General features: G+C 67.7%; 16 protein-coding genes. 9 read left to right on the top strand and 7 right to left on the bottom strand.

Annotated elements, in window-relative coordinates; translation table 11 throughout:
- The first annotated feature begins 1 nt into the window (after position 1).
- Positions 2 to 496 carry a hypothetical protein gene (locus PLZ73_03015; protein ID HOO76836.1) on the top strand — a complete coding sequence of 165 codons (495 nt, stop codon included), beginning with the start codon at positions 2 to 4 and terminating at the stop codon, positions 494 to 496.
- 2 nt (positions 497 to 498) lie between these two features.
- On the opposite strand, the gene PLZ73_03010 is transcribed toward PLZ73_03015, so the two are convergent.
- Positions 499 to 1,059 (bottom strand): nitroreductase family protein, encoded by a 561-nt coding sequence (locus tag PLZ73_03010; GenBank protein HOO76835.1) that lies wholly within the window; start codon positions 1,057 to 1,059, stop codon positions 499 to 501.
- The gene (locus PLZ73_03005; GenBank protein ID HOO76834.1) at positions 1,056 to 1,541 is read right to left on the bottom strand and encodes a metallophosphoesterase; all 486 of its coding nucleotides are present in this window, start codon (positions 1,539 to 1,541) and stop codon (positions 1,056 to 1,058) included. The genes PLZ73_03010 and PLZ73_03005 overlap by 4 nt, the downstream gene beginning before the upstream one ends.
- Before the next feature lie 68 nt (positions 1,542 to 1,609).
- Between PLZ73_03005 and PLZ73_03000 the strand changes: the two genes are divergently transcribed.
- Complete coding sequence (locus PLZ73_03000; GenBank protein HOO76833.1) at positions 1,610 to 2,068, top strand: hypothetical protein; 459 nt, start codon at positions 1,610 to 1,612, stop codon at positions 2,066 to 2,068.
- A 46-nt stretch (positions 2,069 to 2,114) separates the two neighbouring features.
- On the top strand, positions 2,115 to 2,906 hold the full coding sequence (locus PLZ73_02995; GenBank protein ID HOO76832.1) for a carbon-nitrogen family hydrolase: 792 nt from the start codon (positions 2,115 to 2,117) through the stop codon (positions 2,904 to 2,906).
- Positions 2,907 to 2,937: 31 nt separating this feature from the next.
- Here PLZ73_02995 and argS read toward each other — a convergent pair whose 3' ends face one another.
- From argS to PLZ73_02970, 5 genes are read right to left on the bottom strand one after another with little or no spacing between them, the layout of a single operon-like run.
- The gene (argS, locus tag PLZ73_02990) at positions 2,938 to 4,671 is read right to left on the bottom strand and encodes an arginine--tRNA ligase (protein HOO76831.1); all 1,734 of its coding nucleotides are present in this window, start codon (positions 4,669 to 4,671) and stop codon (positions 2,938 to 2,940) included.
- Positions 4,668 to 5,255: a flavin reductase family protein gene (locus tag PLZ73_02985; GenBank protein HOO76830.1), complete on the bottom strand. Its 588-nt coding sequence runs from the start codon at positions 5,253 to 5,255 to the stop codon at positions 4,668 to 4,670. The genes argS and PLZ73_02985 overlap by 4 nt, the downstream gene beginning before the upstream one ends.
- 12 nt (positions 5,256 to 5,267) lie before the next feature.
- Entirely contained in the window at positions 5,268 to 6,398 is a 1,131-nt protein-coding gene (locus tag PLZ73_02980) for a hypothetical protein (protein HOO76829.1), read from the bottom strand.
- Entirely contained in the window at positions 6,395 to 6,811 is a 417-nt protein-coding gene (locus PLZ73_02975; protein HOO76828.1) for a low molecular weight phosphatase family protein, read from the bottom strand. Before PLZ73_02975 ends, PLZ73_02980 begins: the two co-directional genes overlap by 4 nt.
- Positions 6,808 to 7,779 carry a queuosine salvage family protein gene (locus tag PLZ73_02970; protein ID HOO76827.1) on the bottom strand — a complete coding sequence of 324 codons (972 nt, stop codon included), beginning with the start codon at positions 7,777 to 7,779 and terminating at the stop codon, positions 6,808 to 6,810. Before PLZ73_02970 ends, PLZ73_02975 begins: the two co-directional genes overlap by 4 nt.
- 62 nt (positions 7,780 to 7,841) lie before the next feature.
- On the opposite strand from PLZ73_02970, the gene tilS reads away from it, so the two are divergent.
- The 6 genes from tilS to PLZ73_02940 all read left to right on the top strand — a co-directional run bounded on the left by tilS (position 7,842) and on the right by PLZ73_02940 (position 15,548).
- The gene (gene tilS, locus PLZ73_02965) at positions 7,842 to 9,278 is read left to right on the top strand and encodes a tRNA lysidine(34) synthetase TilS (protein HOO76826.1); all 1,437 of its coding nucleotides are present in this window, start codon (positions 7,842 to 7,844) and stop codon (positions 9,276 to 9,278) included.
- 82 nt (positions 9,279 to 9,360) lie between these two features.
- On the top strand, positions 9,361 to 11,349 hold the full coding sequence (gene ftsH / locus PLZ73_02960; GenBank protein HOO76825.1) for an ATP-dependent zinc metalloprotease FtsH: 1,989 nt from the start codon (positions 9,361 to 9,363) through the stop codon (positions 11,347 to 11,349).
- On the top strand, positions 11,333 to 12,217 hold the full coding sequence (folP, locus tag PLZ73_02955) for a dihydropteroate synthase (GenBank protein HOO76824.1): 885 nt from the start codon (positions 11,333 to 11,335) through the stop codon (positions 12,215 to 12,217). Before ftsH ends, folP begins: the two co-directional genes overlap by 17 nt.
- Positions 12,214 to 12,981 carry a diadenylate cyclase CdaA gene (gene cdaA, locus PLZ73_02950; GenBank protein HOO76823.1) on the top strand — a complete coding sequence of 256 codons (768 nt, stop codon included), beginning with the start codon at positions 12,214 to 12,216 and terminating at the stop codon, positions 12,979 to 12,981. The genes folP and cdaA overlap by 4 nt, the downstream gene beginning before the upstream one ends.
- The gene (locus PLZ73_02945) at positions 12,978 to 13,925 is read left to right on the top strand and encodes a CdaR family protein (protein ID HOO76822.1); all 948 of its coding nucleotides are present in this window, start codon (positions 12,978 to 12,980) and stop codon (positions 13,923 to 13,925) included. The genes cdaA and PLZ73_02945 overlap by 4 nt, the downstream gene beginning before the upstream one ends.
- A gap of 69 nt (positions 13,926 to 13,994) precedes the next feature.
- Complete coding sequence (locus PLZ73_02940) at positions 13,995 to 15,548, top strand: NAD(P)H-hydrate dehydratase (GenBank protein HOO76821.1); 1,554 nt, start codon at positions 13,995 to 13,997, stop codon at positions 15,546 to 15,548.
- Positions 15,549 to 15,552 lie beyond the last annotated feature (4 nt).

The raw sequence follows: 15,552 nt of genomic DNA, 5'->3' as shown, positions 1-15,552 counted from the left end.
TATGGTCGGGATCAGAATTCTTGCTTTCGCCCTCGCCCTGCTGTTTCTAGCGACGGCGGCGGCGGCGTTTTTCTACCAGGAACCGACGGTGGGGAAGATGACTTCCTGGCTCTGGCAGAAGCAGGAACTCAAGGATTTCATCAATTCCCGCTCTCCCCGGGACGCGATTTTGAAGGATTACCTTCATTACCTCGGCAACATGGCGGCGGTGGTTCTGGTGGGATGTGCCGTTCTCTTCGCCATCTCCGGGTTCAGCCCCATGAAGATGAGGCCCTTTCTGGTGACGATGATCGTCGTCCTGGCCGGCGGTGTCGCCATGGATATTTATTGCGGGATCACCATCAAGAGCCTTTCCCCGTACTGGTGGGCGATCGACGCCGGCGCCGGATTCGTCGTTCTGGTTCTGCTGATCGTCCTTTTCCCCCGCCGCCGCTACGGCGCCGAACCGGCGCCGCTGGTGTACCCCGAGGACGAAGAAGGCTACCTGGAAGAGTAAGCTCAGGCGGGCCAGTAGCCGCTGGAGCCTTTCCCCGGCCGGCGGTCCGGGAGGGGCGGAGCGCCGGGGTCCGGGTAGCCGGCCGAGATCATGGCCACGGGTCGTTCCCGGGCGCCGACGTTCAGGAGTTTTCCCACCCGCTTCTGGTCGAACCACCCCAGCCAGCAGGTTCCCAGCCCCAGTTCCGCCGCCTGGAGAATGAAGTGCTCCCCGGCGATCCCTACGTCGATCAGGGGGTAGTGCTTGCCCTGAAGCCTCCCCGCTATCCGGGGGAGAAGGGCGGGGGGCTCGGCCAGGATCACGACCAGAACCGGGGCCCGTCGCGCGAAGGAGTTGCTGCGGTAGATTCCGCCGAAGGCCGCCTCCGCCAGCCGGTCCCTGGCCCCGGGTTCGACGACGACGACGAACCTCCAGGGCTGGCGGTCGCAGGCCGAGGGGGCCGCCCCCGCCGCCTCCAGGCACCGCTCGATCTTTTCCCGGCCTACCGGCCGCGGGGAATAGGAGCGGACCGAACGCCGGCCGCGGGCCAGGTCGAGGAACGCCGGGGAAGCGGGGGCGTTCACAGCACCGCCAGCCGCGCTTTCATGGAGGCGGTGTCCAGGAGAGCCACCGTGGATTTCCCGGTGATCCATCCCCCGGCTTCCCCGGGGTTGATCACGAGGGTCGATCCGCGGAGGGAGATCTCGGCCTGGTGGGTGTGGCCGTAGACGATGATGTCGTAAGCCCCTGAAGCGGCCAGGGCGTCGAGCATGTCCGGTTCGTGGATGAGAAGCAGCCGCTTGCCCCCCAGTTTCCCCTCGAATTTGCCGACGTGAATGGTTCCGATGTTCCGGAAACGTTTCCGGAGAAAAAGGCGGTCCCCGTCGTTGTTGCCGAAGACGCCCACGAACCGGCATGCGAGCGCGGAGAACTCCTTGGCCGTAATCGGGGAGATGATGTCCCCCGCGTGGAGGACCGTTTCGACCCCCGAACGGTTGAAGAGGTTGACCGCCTTGCGGATCTTGGGCATGTTTTCGTGGCTGTCCGAAATGATGCCGAGCTTCATGGGAACCTCCATTGCCGGTTGCAATTTTTCGCCGGAGCCGGTACCGTTATATCACGAAGGGGGCGCCTATGCACAAGGTACTGGTCGCGATTCTGGCGGTCGCCAACCTGGGGCTCGTGGCTTATTCCGGGGCGCAGTGGAGTTTCGACGTCAGACCCTGGCTGGCCGGGTTCCCCCTGGCGCTTCCCCTGGTCCTGCTGGCCGTGGGGGTGCTCTTCCACCGGATCTTCATCAGCATCTGCGCCATCCCCTCCATCCTTTTCTTTTCCCACCTCCTGCTCATGGGCAGTCTCCCCTGCCCCTTGGAACTGCATGACTTCGGGCTCCTGATGGCGGCGGTCGATTGCGTCTATATCCTGGGAGCGGTGATCCGCTTCCGCTACTACAAGGACCTTTTTTTCGGTACCCTGGCCGGGATTCTGGTCCTGCTCATCTTCCACCAGTTCGCCCTGGGGGGGCTCCCCATACGGGATTACGCCATCAGGCAGACGAACAAGATGCTGGATTATGCCGACTCCAAATTCTGACGCGGGCGGGGCGGTTCCCGCGACCTCCGGGAATAAACGCCTGACCGTGACCGTGGCCCAGATGAACGTGGTCCCCGCCGACCCGGAAGCCAATCTGGAGAAGGCCGAAGGCTGGGTGGAGGAAGCGGCCCGGAGGGGAAGCGATCTGATCTGTTTCCCGGAGATGTGGACCACGGGTTTCGACTGGGATGCCAACGCCCGCCTCGCGCCCGCGCAGGGGGAGACCGTGGCCCGGGTGGCGGCCCTGGCCCGTCGCCACCGGATCTGGATCAACGGGTCTCTCCTCGCCCTCGACGAACGGGGTCGCCCCGCCAACACCTCCATCCTCTTCAACGACCGCGGCGAACCCGCCGGCGTCTACCGCAAGACTCATCTTTTCAGCCTCCTCCACGAAGAACGCCACATGACTCCCGGGAACGCGCTGACCGTGGCCGAAACCCCCTGGGGCCGGATGGGGCTGTCGGTCTGCTACGACATCAGGTTCCCCGAACTTTTCCGGACCTACGCCCTGCAGGGGGTCCTCTGCGTTCTCTCCCCCATGGCGTTTCCCTACCCCCGGCTCGACCACTGGAAAATCCTGGTGCGGGCCCGGGCCGTCGAGAACCAGATGTTCATGATCGGGGTCAATCGGGTGGGCGGCGAGGAGATCGGGGCCGAGGGCCGGGTCGACTACTTCGGGGATTCCACGATCGTCGACCCCTGGGGGAGGACCGTGGTCGAGGCCTCGGAAACCACCGAGGAACTTCTGACCGCGGCCCTCGACCTGGCCGAGGCCGAGGAGATCCGGGCGCGGATGACGGTCCTGCGCGACCGCCGGCCCGAGCTCTACCGGTTGTAAGCGCTCTCGCGCCCCTCTCCGGCCGGGCCCCCTACATCCGGTCGACGGTCTCGATTCCGAGCAACGCCAAGCCGGTCTTGACGGTCCGGGCGGTAAGGAGGCAGAGTGCCAGCCGGCTGGACCGGTCCGGCTCCCCGGCTTTCAGCACGGGGCACGACTCGTAGAAGGACATGAACTCTCCCGCCAGGTCGTAGAGGTACGAGCAGAGGCTGTTGGGAAAGCCGTCTTTCGCCGCCTGCTCGAGCACGCCGCCGAACCGCTCCAGGGCCAGGGCCAGGGATCGCTCTTTCGGCTCCCGAAGCGAGATCCGGCCCTTCTCCGCCTCTTCTTCCCGGATCCGGCCCCGCCGGAAGATGCTTTTGATCCGGGCATAGGCGTACTGCATGTACGGCGCGGTGTTCCCTTCCAGGGAGAGCATCTTCTCCCAACTGAAGACGTAATCGCTGGTCCGGTTCTGGGAAAGGTCGGCGTACTTGAGCGCCCCGATCCCCACCGCCTCCGCGATCCGCCGCCGGCGTTCCTCGGCGAGATCGGGATTTTTCCCGCTCACCAGCCGGTAGGCCCGCTCCCGGGCTTCGTCGATCAGGGCGGTCAATTTCACCGTCCCCCCTTCGCGGGTTTTGAAGGGCCTCCCGTCTTCGCCCATCATGGTTCCGAAGGCATGGTGTTCGAGGGAGCAGGAGGGGGGGGCGAAGCCGGCGGCGCGGGCGACGGCGAAAACCTGGCTGAGATGCAGGGTCTGGCGCGCGTCGACCACGTAGACGATCCGGTCGGCTCCCAGATCCAGGGCCCGGTGGCGGACCGCGGCCAGATCCGTGGTGGCGTAGAGGTAGCCGCCGTCGGATTTGCGGACGATGGCCGGGACCGGTTTCCCGTCTTTCCCCGCGAATTCGTCGAGAAACACGCACAGGGCCCCCTCGGATTCGGTGACCAGCCCCTTCTCCTCCAGGGCCTCTATGACCGCGGGCAGTTCGGGGTTATAAAAGCTCTCGGGCTTCACGTCCCCGGGGGTGAGCGTCACCCCCAGCGCCCGGTAAACCTCCTCGCAGTGGCGCAGGGACTCGTCGATGAACCTTCGCCAGATCCGGAGGCAGTGCGGGTCTCCGCTTTGCAGTCTGACCACGTAGTCCCGCGCGCTGCGGGCGAAATCCTGGTCGGAGTCGAAAAGGCGTTTGGCCGCCCGGTAGAACTCTTCGAGGTCGGACAGGGCGTGTCCGGCATCCCCGCCGCCCCCGCCGCGGTCCAGGTAGGCGATGAGCATGCCGAACTGGGTCCCCCAGTCGCCGACGTGGTTGTGGCGCACGACCCGGTGGCCGAGGTGCTCCAGTATTCTGACCAGGGAATCGCCGATGATGGTGGAGCGCAGGTGGCCGACGTGCATCTCCTTGGCCAGGTTGGGGTGGGAGTAATCGACGACCACGGTCAGCGGGCGTTCCGGGGGGGGAGGGCCGAGGCGGTCGGAGCCGAGGGCGGCTTCCAGCCGGCGCTCGAGCCGGCCGGAAGAGAGGGTGATGTTGATGAAACCCGGGCCGTCCACGCGGACCGACTCCACCATTTCGGCTTCGCGGATGAGAACGGCCGCCCTCTCCGCCAGCTCCCGGGGCTTCACCCCCGCCGCCGCCGCCGCCGCCATGGCCCCGTTGGCCTGGTAATCCCCCAGTTCCGGCCTCCGCGACGGGCCGATGACCGCCGGGGTCCCGGGGGGAGCACCCGCCGACTCGAGCGCGGCGGCGACCGTCGATTCCAGCTCCGCGGCCAGGCTCATGCTTCGCCGCTTCCTCCGGCCAGCCCGCGGCCCAGGCGGTAGCCCTCGCCGAGGCGTTTCCCCAATCCGTAGTATTCCCGGATTCCGGGGGCGTAGCAGATCGGGTCCACGGCCTCGACCCGGGGGAGGTCTTTCCCGTCCAGGAAGGTTTCTTCGCAGGCCACGTCCAGGATTTCGCCGACGAACTGGGTATGAAGGCCGAGGACGACGCTGTGGAGCACCCGGCAGGAAATGACCAGGGGGAACTCCTCGATGTAGGGGGCGTCGACCCGGCCCGACCGGACGGCGGTCAAACCCGCCTCCGCGATCTTATCCCGGTCGCGGCCGCTGACGAGGCCGAAAAAATCGGCCTGGGCGGCGTGGGCGGCCGAGGGGATGGAGACGGTGAACGCCTGGCGGCGGATGATGTTGCCCCAGGTGACGGTAGCCTTGCGCAGCGAAACCGCCAGGCAGGGAGGCCGGGAACAGCAGATGCCCCCCCAGGCGGCGGTCATGGCGTTGGGACGCCCGTCTTCGTTGTAGGTGCCCACCACCAGCACCGGCGCCGGCAGAATAATGGTCTGAGGTCCCAGTGATTTCTTCATCCGCGTCTCCTCTCAGTGCGCCACGACCGCCAGCGCCCTCCGGATTTCGGGGAAGGATAGCCTATCGGCCCCGATATAGTCAAACCACTCCCGGACCGCTTTCCGCTGCCGGTCGGTCCGGGCGGGATCGGCGAAGGTGATCAGGTTGATGAAAGCCTCTTCCCGGGCCAGGGCCCGGTGGTAGGGGTCGCGGAGCATCCATTGAACCAGGGGATCGTTCTCGTCCGGAAAAGCCTGGACGATGAAGCGGTCGTATTCCCCGGTGCGGCGATTGCGGAGATGGAACATTTCATGAAAAACCCATTGCTCCAGGGAAATGTCGGTGGTGAAAAATTCCGGGTCCCGGGGGGGTAGATAAATGCCGCTCGGGAGCCGCCCGGAAGGGTCGGGGCCCGCGAACCCCTCCGGGGGATCGGGTTCCCCGTAGACGGTGGGGCGATCCACCAGGTCCGTTCGCAGCACGGGGATGTCGGGGAGGAAGTGGCCGGGGAAGAGCTCCCGCAGCAGCGATACGGTCCCTTCCAGGGTTTCTACCACCCGGACGGTGCAGGTCGTCTTGATCGAAATCCTCCCCAGCCGCCCCCCGAACCGGAGAGTATGAGTTCCCGGAGAAAGAGGTTCGAGCATGATCCAGTACCCGGTGCCGGTCCCCTCGTCTCCCTCCCGGCAGCGGGGGGAGGGGAAACAGGACGGGCATTCGGCCCGGAACCGCTCCGGGTTCGGCACCGGGCGCCCGTCGATCGAACAGAAAAGCCCCTCGGCGCTTTCCATGGCCGCCGTTACCGACCTCCGGGCCCGTTCGCACTCGCCCGCGCCGCACCGGAAAAAGGCGATCAGGGGGAAGAAGAGGTATCGCCCGGTCGGAACGGAAAATTCGCGCCACACCGGTTCCCCGCCCCGGGTTCCGGCGACGAACCAGACCGGCCCGCGCTGGCCGACCCCCGCCCAACGGCCGGTCCGGTCCGCCGCCGGGTCCGCCCAGGCCGGGGCGGACTGGGCCCAGTTCCACCAGCGGATGCCCCATTCCCGCCGGTCCAGCCCCGCCACCCGGCATTCCGGAGGCAGGGGCGCGCCCGCGGCCGGGGCGCCGAGCAGGACCAGCCCGGCCGCGGCGGCCGCGGCGCGCCGGAAGCCGTGTTTCATCGTTTCCCCGGTTCGGAAGCGAGGTCGATGAGAAGATCGACCAGGTGCCCGCGGATCAGGTCCCGCGTCGCCCGGAAGCCCGCGATCCCCTCGCCGAACGGATCGGGGATGTCCCAGGCGACGCGCCGGCCGCCCGCGGGCATGGCCGCGGGCAGGTCGACGCCCAGGGTCACGAGCAGGTCCGTTTCCCGGGCCGCTTCCGCCGTCAGGAGCCGGGGACGGTGGCCCGAAATATCGATGCCCTCCTCGGCCATGACCGCCACCGCTTCCGGGCTGACCTCGGTCCCGGGGTTCAACCCCGCGCTGGCGGGGCGGAGCCACCCCCGCCCCAGGGCCCGGGCCAGCCCTTCGGCCATGGGGCTGCGGCAGGTGTTTCCCAGGCAGAGAAAGAGGATTTTCCGCGGGTGTCTCAATAGGCGGTGGTGAGGGTCTTATGGTAAGGCTTTTCGTTGCCGGTCTTGGTCTGCCCCACCAGCCAGAGGAACCGGTCCACGTCCTGGCTGGTGATGGAGGGGATGGTCCGGGCTATTTTCTCCCGCATCATCTCCCCGGCCATGATCGTGGCCGCACGGATCTCGATCTCTTCCCTGGAGTTGGCGGGAATACGGCGGTTTTCGTCGATGCGCTGCGCCAGGGAGGGGACATACTCCAAAATCCCGGTGCGGCGCAGCACCTGCGGGAGCTTGTAATCGGCCGAGACGGTGAGGCGGTCGATGTCCCGGAAAGCGCCGATCCCTTTTCCCCGCCAGCGCTCGTTGATCATGGCCGGGGCCAGTTGGGCGCGCTTATGGAAGATCAAACGCCCTTCCCCCCAGGGGACGGAGTCGTTGAAGGAAGGGAACTGTTCGGTCAGAAGACCGACCAGGGCCACCGCGCTCCCCCCGACTTCCGCCACCATCCTGGAAAAACGCCCCCCCCAGCGCCCGGCCAGTCCGCGGCCGATATCGCGGAGAATGCCGAGGCGCGGTTCCAGGAGGGGGATGGGGACGTTTCCCCTGAGGATGTGGGCCAGGTCGGTTTTGGAGAGCTTGGCCAGATAAGCCCCGTCGTAGATCGGGTGGCCTTCCTCGAGCGCCCTGGTCAGGGCCGCGAACATGCCGAAGGCCCCGTCGTACGAGCGCCCCCGGTATTCGACCGTCCATTTGGGGTCCCCCCAGAAACAGAAATTGATGCTGTTCATGACCAGAAAGTAATCGATGCCGGTTTCGTCCAGGCCGCCGTAGATGACGGGGGCGTTCCAGTCCGGATGGGGAATGTGCTTGGGCCTTATCCGGGAGCAGAATTCATCGAGAACCTTGTCGTTGACGGCGACGAATTTAAAGTCGGAGACGACCGGCCGGAGGGAGCGGATGATCTCCTCCTTGCCCGAAAAATTATTCATGCCATCCCTCCCTGGAATAGGTTATTGATTATCGGGTAATTATAGCACGAAAAGATCATGCCATGACAGGAAGAAAGCGTATCGGAGCCCTGGCCGCGAAGGTGGACGAAAGCGCCCGAGCGGCGGGGCTGTGGGAGGGGAGGGCGCCTCTCCTGGTCGCGGTCTCGGGGGGCGCCGATTCGGTCGCCCTCCTGGAACTGCTCGGCGAAATCCGTACCGGCCCCGAACCGGCACTGACCGTCATTCATCTCGACCATTGCCTCCGTCCCTCCTCGTCCGCCGACGCCCGGTGGGTCGAGCGACTGGCCGGGGAGCGCGGCTACCCCTATTTCGGCGGCCGCCGCGACTGCCGCGCCCTGGCCGCCGCCGCCGGACTTTCCCTGGAGGACGCCTGCCGCCGGGCGCGCCACGAATTCTTCCGCCGGGCGGCCCGGAAGTTTTCCGGGGCGCCGGTGGCGCTCGCCCACCACGCCGACGACCAGGCGGAGACGGTGCTGATGCGGTTCCTTCTCGGCGCTTCCCCTTCGGGCCTGGCGGGGATGCTGCCCCTGCGCCGCTTCCCCGGCTTCACCCTGCTGCGGCCCCTCCTGGACGTTACCCGGCGGGACCTGATCGGCTATCTCCGGCGCCGGGGCCTGTCCTGGCGGGAGGACGAAAGCAACCGGGATCCGGCGTTTTTCCGCAACCGCCTGCGCCACGAACTGCTTCCCCTCCTGGAGCGGGAATATGCCCCCGGACTTTCCCTGCGCCTGGTTCATCTGGCCCGGCTGGAGGCGGACCGGGACGCCTGGATCGGCGCCGAAAGCCGCCGGTTGGGGGAACGGCTCGCCTTCCGGCGCGGCCCGGTGATCGGCCTGCGCCTGGCGGGACTGGCACCGCTCCCTCCCGCGGTGCGCCGGTTTTTCCTCCGGGACGCGGCGGCGGCGGCGGGAGCGGGAAGGATGGACCGCCGGGCCTGGGAGCGGCTTTCCCGGCTGGCGGAAGGACGGACCCGCGCCGCCGCGCAACTCCCGGGCGGCGTGGCGGCCCGGGTGGGGAAGGGGGTGCTCTGGCTGATGCCTCCGCTCCCTCCCGGAGCCGGGCCGGTTCTTCCCCTGGAAGTCCCCGGGCGCGTAGTCGTGCACGGGCTTCGGATCAGCAGCCGGGAGCTGGCGTCGGCGCCCGACCCGGCGACCTTGCCCGCGCCCGACCCGGAAGCTTTCTGGGCCGGTCCCGGCCCCGCTTCCTGCCGGGCCTATTTCCCGGTTTCCCGTCTCGATTTCCCCCTGGCCTGCCGCCCCCGGAGGCGGGGGGAGCGGTACCGGCCCCTGGGCGCGGGCGGCCGCCGCCGGCTCAAGGAGGTCATGGTCGACGCCGGGGTGCCGCTTCCCTTCCGCGAGTTGCCCGTGGTGGTGGCGGATCGGAAGGGCGTCGTCTGGATCCCGGGGGGGCGGGTGGCGGACCGTTTCGCCCTCCCCGCCGCCGGGCCGGTCGTCGAGATCGAGGCCCGTTGGGAATAGGGGATTGTATCCGGGTGCCGGTATGTTACACTTTTTCGAATCGACTGACGGTAACCCGTGATCGCGAGCAGGTTGATTGCCGATGACTGAAACGAGACTTCCCAAGAAAGCTCCGCAGAACCGCTTCCTTATCTTCTGGCTGGCGGTGGGCCTGATCATCCTCTATATCTGGTTCCAGAAATCGCTTTCGGACCAGCCCGTCACCGAACTCACCTACTCCGGGTTCATCGGCATGGTCCGGGAAGGGAAGGTCAAGGAACTGGCGGTGGTCTCCGAGGACGGGGAAGGGCAGTACCTGGCCGACGACGGGAACCTCAAACGCTACAGCGTGGTGCTGCCCGCGATCCTCCCCGAAAAGGATCTGGCCCTGCTCGAGGAGAAAGGGGTCGACCTCTCGTTCGGGAAGCCCAGCCGCTGGTTGGAGATCCTCTACTATATCGGCGGGCCCCTGCTCATGGTGGGGTTGCTCTGGTTTTTCTTTTTCCACCAGGCGCGGGGCGCCGGCCGGGGGGCGATGGCCTTCGGGAAAAGCCGCGCCCGCCTGGCCCGGGACAAGACCCGGGTGACCTTCACCGACGTTGCCGGCGTCGACGAGGCCAAGGAGGAACTGGAGGAGATCATCGCCTTTCTCAAGGACCCCAAGCGGTTCCAGCGGCTGGGGGGGAGGATCCCCAAAGGGGTGATCCTGATCGGACCTCCCGGCTGCGGGAAGACCCTGCTCGCCCGGGCGGTGGCGGGGGAGGCCGGGGTTCCGTTCTTTTCCATCAGCGGGTCGGACTTCGTGGAGATGTTCGTCGGCGTCGGGGCCTCCCGGGTCCGGGACATGTTCGAGCAGGGGCGCCGACACGCGCCCTGTATCATTTTTCTCGACGAGATCGACGCGGTCGGCCGCCACCGGGGAGCGGGGCTGGGGGGCGGGCACGACGAGCGCGAGCAGACCCTCAACCAGCTCCTGGTGGAGATGGACGGGTTCGATACCCAGGAAGGGGTGATCATGATCGCCGCCACCAACCGGCCCGACGTCCTCGACCCCGCCCTCCTGCGCCCGGGGCGTTTCGACCGGCAGATCGTCATCGACCTTCCCGATCTGGAGGGACGCAAGCAGATCATCAGGGTGCATGCGCAGAAGGTCGTCCTGGCCCCCGATCTCGACCTCGACCGGATCGCCCGGGGAACCCCGGGATTCTCCGGGGCCGATCTCGCCAACCTCGTCAACGAGGCCGCGCTCCTCGCCGCCCGCCACGGCCGCGAGGCCGTCGATCTCGAGGATCTGGAGGAAGCCCGGGACAAGGTCAGGTGGGGCCGTGAACGCCGGAGCCGGGTCATGGACGAGGAAGACCGGAAAGTGACCGCCTACCACGAGGCCGGCCACGCCCTGGTGCTCCGCCTGATCCCCGAAACCGAGCCCCTGCACAAGGTCACCATCATCCCTCGGGGGATCGCCTACCTGGGGGCGACGATGCAGCTGCCGGAGAAGGACCGTTACCATGAATTCCGCCGCCGCCTGACCGGCGAACTGGCCGGCCTTTTCGGAGGCAGGGTGGCCGAGGAAGCCATCTTCGGGGACATCACCGCCGGCGCCCGCAGCGACATCAAGTACGCCACCGAGCTCGCCCGGCGGATGGTCTGCGAGTGGGGGATGAGCGAAGCCATGGGCCCGATGACCTTCGGGAGCCGGGAGGAGCATATCTTCCTGGGTCGGGAAGTCTCGCGGTCGGTCGATTACAGCGAGGAGACCGCCGTCAAGATCGACCGCGAGGTTCGCCGGATCATCGACGAGGCCTACCGGCACGCCCGCCGGTTGGTCGAGGAAAACCGGGAGGCGCTGGTGGCGATCGCGGAGGCCCTGCTCAAATACGAAGTGATCGACGGGGATGACGTGGATTCCCTGATCAAGAGCGGCCGGGTGCGCCGCCGTCCCGGCGGTCGCCGCAGCCGCGCCTCCCGGACCGCGCCCGGGCAGCCGCCTCCCCTCCCCGGCGCCGGAGGGGAGAAAGGGAAAAACCGGCAACCCGCCTCCCCCCCCGCTTCCGTTCCCGGCGGAGAGGACGCCGATGGGGTCGTTTCCTGAACCGCCCCGGCGTGACCGGGTCCGCTCGATCTTCTCCGGGCGGCACCCCTGGAAGTTGGAGTTGGGGCGGCGCACCTTGCTGATGGGCGTCTTGAATCTGACCCCGGATTCGTTTTATACTGCCAGCAGGTGCGCGGGAACGGATGAAGCCCTGGAGTCGGCGATCCGCCTCCAGGACGCCGGCGCCGACATCGTGGACGTGGGGGGGGAATCGACCCGGCCGGGTTCGGGGGGCGTCTCCGAGGAAGAGGAAACGGCGCGGGTGATCCCGGTGATCGAACGCCTCTCCCGGGCGCTGTCCGTGCCGATTTCGGTGGATACGTCCAAAGCCGGAGTCGCCCGCCGGGCGCTGGCCGCGGGCGCATGGATGATCAACGACGTTTCGGCGCTGACCGCGGACCCGGAGATGGCGGAGGTCGCGGCCGGGGGAGGAGGGCCGGTGGTGCTCATGCACATGCGGGGAACGCCGGAGACGATGCAGGCCGCCCCCAGCTACGGCGATGTCGTGGCCGAAGTCGGGGAGTTTCTGTCGGCCGCCGCCGCCGGGGCCCGAAAGGCGGGCATAGCCCGGGAGATGATCGTGATCGACCCCGGCATCGGGTTCGGCAAAACGACGGAGCACAATCTGGAGCTGTTGGCCCGGCTCCCCGAGCTGGCGGCTCTGGGCTACCCGGTGCTGGTGGGGCCGTCGCGGAAATCGTTTATCGGAAAAATTCTCGGGGTCGAGCCCCCGGAACGCCTCTGGGGAACGGCCGGCGCCGCCGCCGCCGCGGCCATGCTGGGGGCGGATATCGTTCGGGTCCACGACCCCGCCGAGATCGGCCAGGTTCTGGCGGTAGTGGATAGAATCCGGGAAAAGATGTCGTGATCGAAGTGCTGAAAGTGGTTTTCGAGGTCGCCGTCCTCAGCGTCATCTTCTACTACATCCTGGTGTTCGTGCGTTCGACCGGGGCGGTGCAGGCCCTGCGGGGAATATTCTTTCTGGGGGTGGTGATCCTGCTCTCCCGGATCCTGCGGCTGGACGTGCTCTACGCCCTCTTTTCCCGTTCCGTCCCCTACCTGGCCCTGGCCTTCGTGGTTATCTTTCACGAGGAACTGCGCCGGGCGCTGGCCGAGCTGGGGAAAGGCAAGTTCTTCTCCCACGGCCCGGATGAAACCGCGGTGATCGAGGAAGTGATCAAGGCGGTGAGCAAGCTCTCCTCGGAGCGGATCGGCGCGCTCATCGCCCTGGAGCGGGATATCAGCCTGGAAAACTTCGTCCTGACCGGTATCCGGCTCGATGCGCCGCTTTCCGGGGATCTGCTGGCCTCCATCTTCACTCCTCCCGGCCCGCTCCATGACGGGGCCGTCATCATCGAGGGGAACCGTATCCGCGCCGCCCGCTGCGCCCTTCCCCTGGCCAAGAAATCCCTGGAAGGGCGGGGGGGGATGAGGCACCGGGCGGCCTTGGGCCTGGCCGAAGTATCGGATGCCCTGGTCCTGGTGGTGTCGGAGGAGACCGGCCGGATCTCGGTCGCGTTCCGGGCCAAGCTCTTCCGGGAAGTCGACGAGGAGCGTCTGCGGAAGTTCATGGAAAACCGGCTGCGCACGCCCCGGCGGTCGGGCAGGGCGCCCAAGAGGGAGAAGAAATGATCGCGGCACGGGATTTTTCGGCCTGGGCGCGCCACAACCTCTGGCTCAAGATCTTCGCCCTGGCGGGCGCGCTGGTTCTCTGGTACATGGGCTCCCGGGAAGTCTATGTCCCGGAAACGGTCGAGGTTCCGGTGGAACTGGACCTGCCCGAAGGCTATACGGCGGTTTCCGTTACCCCCCCCGCGGTCCGGGTGGAGGTGGAGTATCCCAAGGACGGAGAGGTCCCCGACGTCAACTCCCTGCGGGTCGTCCATACCATCGGGTCCGGAGTGGAGCCGGGCGTCATCGCCTTCAACCTGACCGCCGCCGACATCCGGACCCCCTCCCGGGTCCGGTTCACTTCCGTCTCTCCTTCCGGGATCCGGGTGCGCGTGGACCGGATGACCGAAAAGGTCCTCCCGGTCAAGATCGTCTATACCGGGAGGCCCCGTTCGGGCTACCGCATCGAGGATACCAGCATCTCTCCATCCGAAATTCTGGTCCCGGGGCCCGAGAGCCTGCTCAACGAAATGAAGGAAATCAAGACCCGTCCCCTTTCGGTTCTGGGTCGGTCGGTTTCTTTCGGCGCTTCGGCGACCCTGGAACCCCTTCCCGGTTATACCGGCAAAGTTCCCCTGGCGGTCAACGTCTACACCACCATCGGCCCGGAGTTGAAGCAGAAGCGGTTTGCCGATATCCCGGTGCGGGTGATGATGGGGGCCGGAAACCCCGAGGGCGTGATTCTCGACCCCGACCGGGTCACCGTCGTTCTCAGCGGCCGGGAGCGCGATATCGACTCGGCGGCTCCCGGCGACATCAGCGCCTACATCGAAGTGATCGGGCTCGCTTCCGGGACCTACGAACTCCCCCTTAAAACCAGGCTGCCGCCGGGTCTCAATCTGGATCGGGCCGAACCCCGGACCATTCGGGTCACCACCGAGCGCTCGGCCCCCGTTCCTCTCTGACGCGCCGCCCGGTTCCGGGGTACGATCGAGGGCGAACGACAGCCCGTCCGCGGGCGAGGGAAAAGGGCCATGAAAGCAGTCACTCCCGGGCAGATGCGAGAGATCGACCGCCGGGCGATCGAGGACTACGGGATTCCCGGGCGGGAACTGATGGAGCGGGCCGGCATCGCCGTCAGCGCCGAAGTCTCCGCCCTCCTGGAATCGACGGGGCTCCACGGCCCGGTGGTGGTCCTGGCCGGTCCCGGCAACAACGGCGGCGACGCCCTGGTCTCCGCCCGGTACCTGCGCGGCGCCGGGATCGAGGTCCGGATCTGGCTCCTGGCTTCCCCGGAGAGGATGGGGGCGGAGACGGCGGCCAACCTCGAGCGGTTGCGCGCGGGCGGGGGCAACTGGAAACTGCTGGACGAGGACGGCTTCCCCGAGTGCATCGAGGACCTCTCCTCCGCCTCCCTGGCCGTGGACGGCATCTTCGGGACCGGTTTCCGGGGCGGGATGGAGGGCATGAGCGCCCGGGCCGTTCTGCTGCTCGATGAACTGGGAACGGCCGCGGTCGCGATCGATATCCCCTCGGGGTTGGACGGGGAGACCGGGTCCGTCTCCGGCCCGGCGGTCCGCGCGCTCAAGACCGTGACCATGGGACTGCCCAAGACCGGCCTTTTCCGGGGAAGCGGGTTGGAATACGCCGGCGCGGTCACGGTGGCCGACATCGGTCTTCCCCCGGAGCTGGTGGAAACCGTCGAAACCCCGGTGGAGATGCTGATCCCCTCCGACGTCGCCCCCTTTCTCCCGCCCCGGTCCCGGATATCCCATAAGGGGGATTACGGAAAGGTTCTGATCGTGGCCGGCTCGCCGGGGATGACCGGGGCCGCGATTCTTGCTTCCCGGGCGGCCCTGCGCTCGGGCGCGGGCCTGGTCACCGTGGCCTGTCCCCGCTCCCTGGTTCCGACCGTCGCCGCCGGCACCGCCGAGGTTATGACCCTTCCCCTGCCCGAAGGGGAAGACGGGGCCGTCTCCCCCGACGCCGGCGGTCCGGTCCTGGAATTTCTCGCCGCCGCGGACGCGGCCGTGGTCGGTCCCGGTCTCTCCCGCGGACCGGGCCCGGCCCGGCTGACGGCGGACCTGATCGCCGCGTCTCCCGTTCCCCTGATCCTGGATGCCGACGCCCTCGCCGTCGTGGCCCGGGACCGCTCGCTGCTCTCCCGCGCCGCCTCCCCTCTGGTGCTTACTCCCCACCCCGGGGAGATGGCCCGGCTCGACGGCACGAGCGCCGCCGAAGTCAACGCCGACCGGGAGGGGATCGCCCGGCGTTTCGCGGCCGAGCACGGGGTCACCCTGGTCCTCAAGGGGGCCGGCACCGTGGTCGCCCCCCCGGCGGGGCCGGTCATGGTCAACCCCACCGGCAATCCGGGGATGGCGACCGCCGGCAGCGGGGACGTCCTGGCCGGGATGGTGGGAGCCTTCATCGGGCAGGGGATGTCGGCGGCGGCCGCGGCGGTGACCGGGGTCTTTCTGCACGGGTTGGCCGGGGATATCGCCGTCTCCGCGGTGGGGGAGCGGGCGATGATCGCCTCCGATATCATCGCCCGCATCCCCGCCGCTTTCGAGTCCCTCGGCGCCGTCTGACCTC

It is taken from the genome of bacterium, assembly GCA_035380285.1.
GTDB lineage: Bacteria > Auribacterota > Erginobacteria > Erginobacterales > DAOSXE01 > DAOSXE01.
Note: the sequence above shows the minus strand (reverse complement) of the source record. Positions and strands in the feature narration are given on the sequence as shown.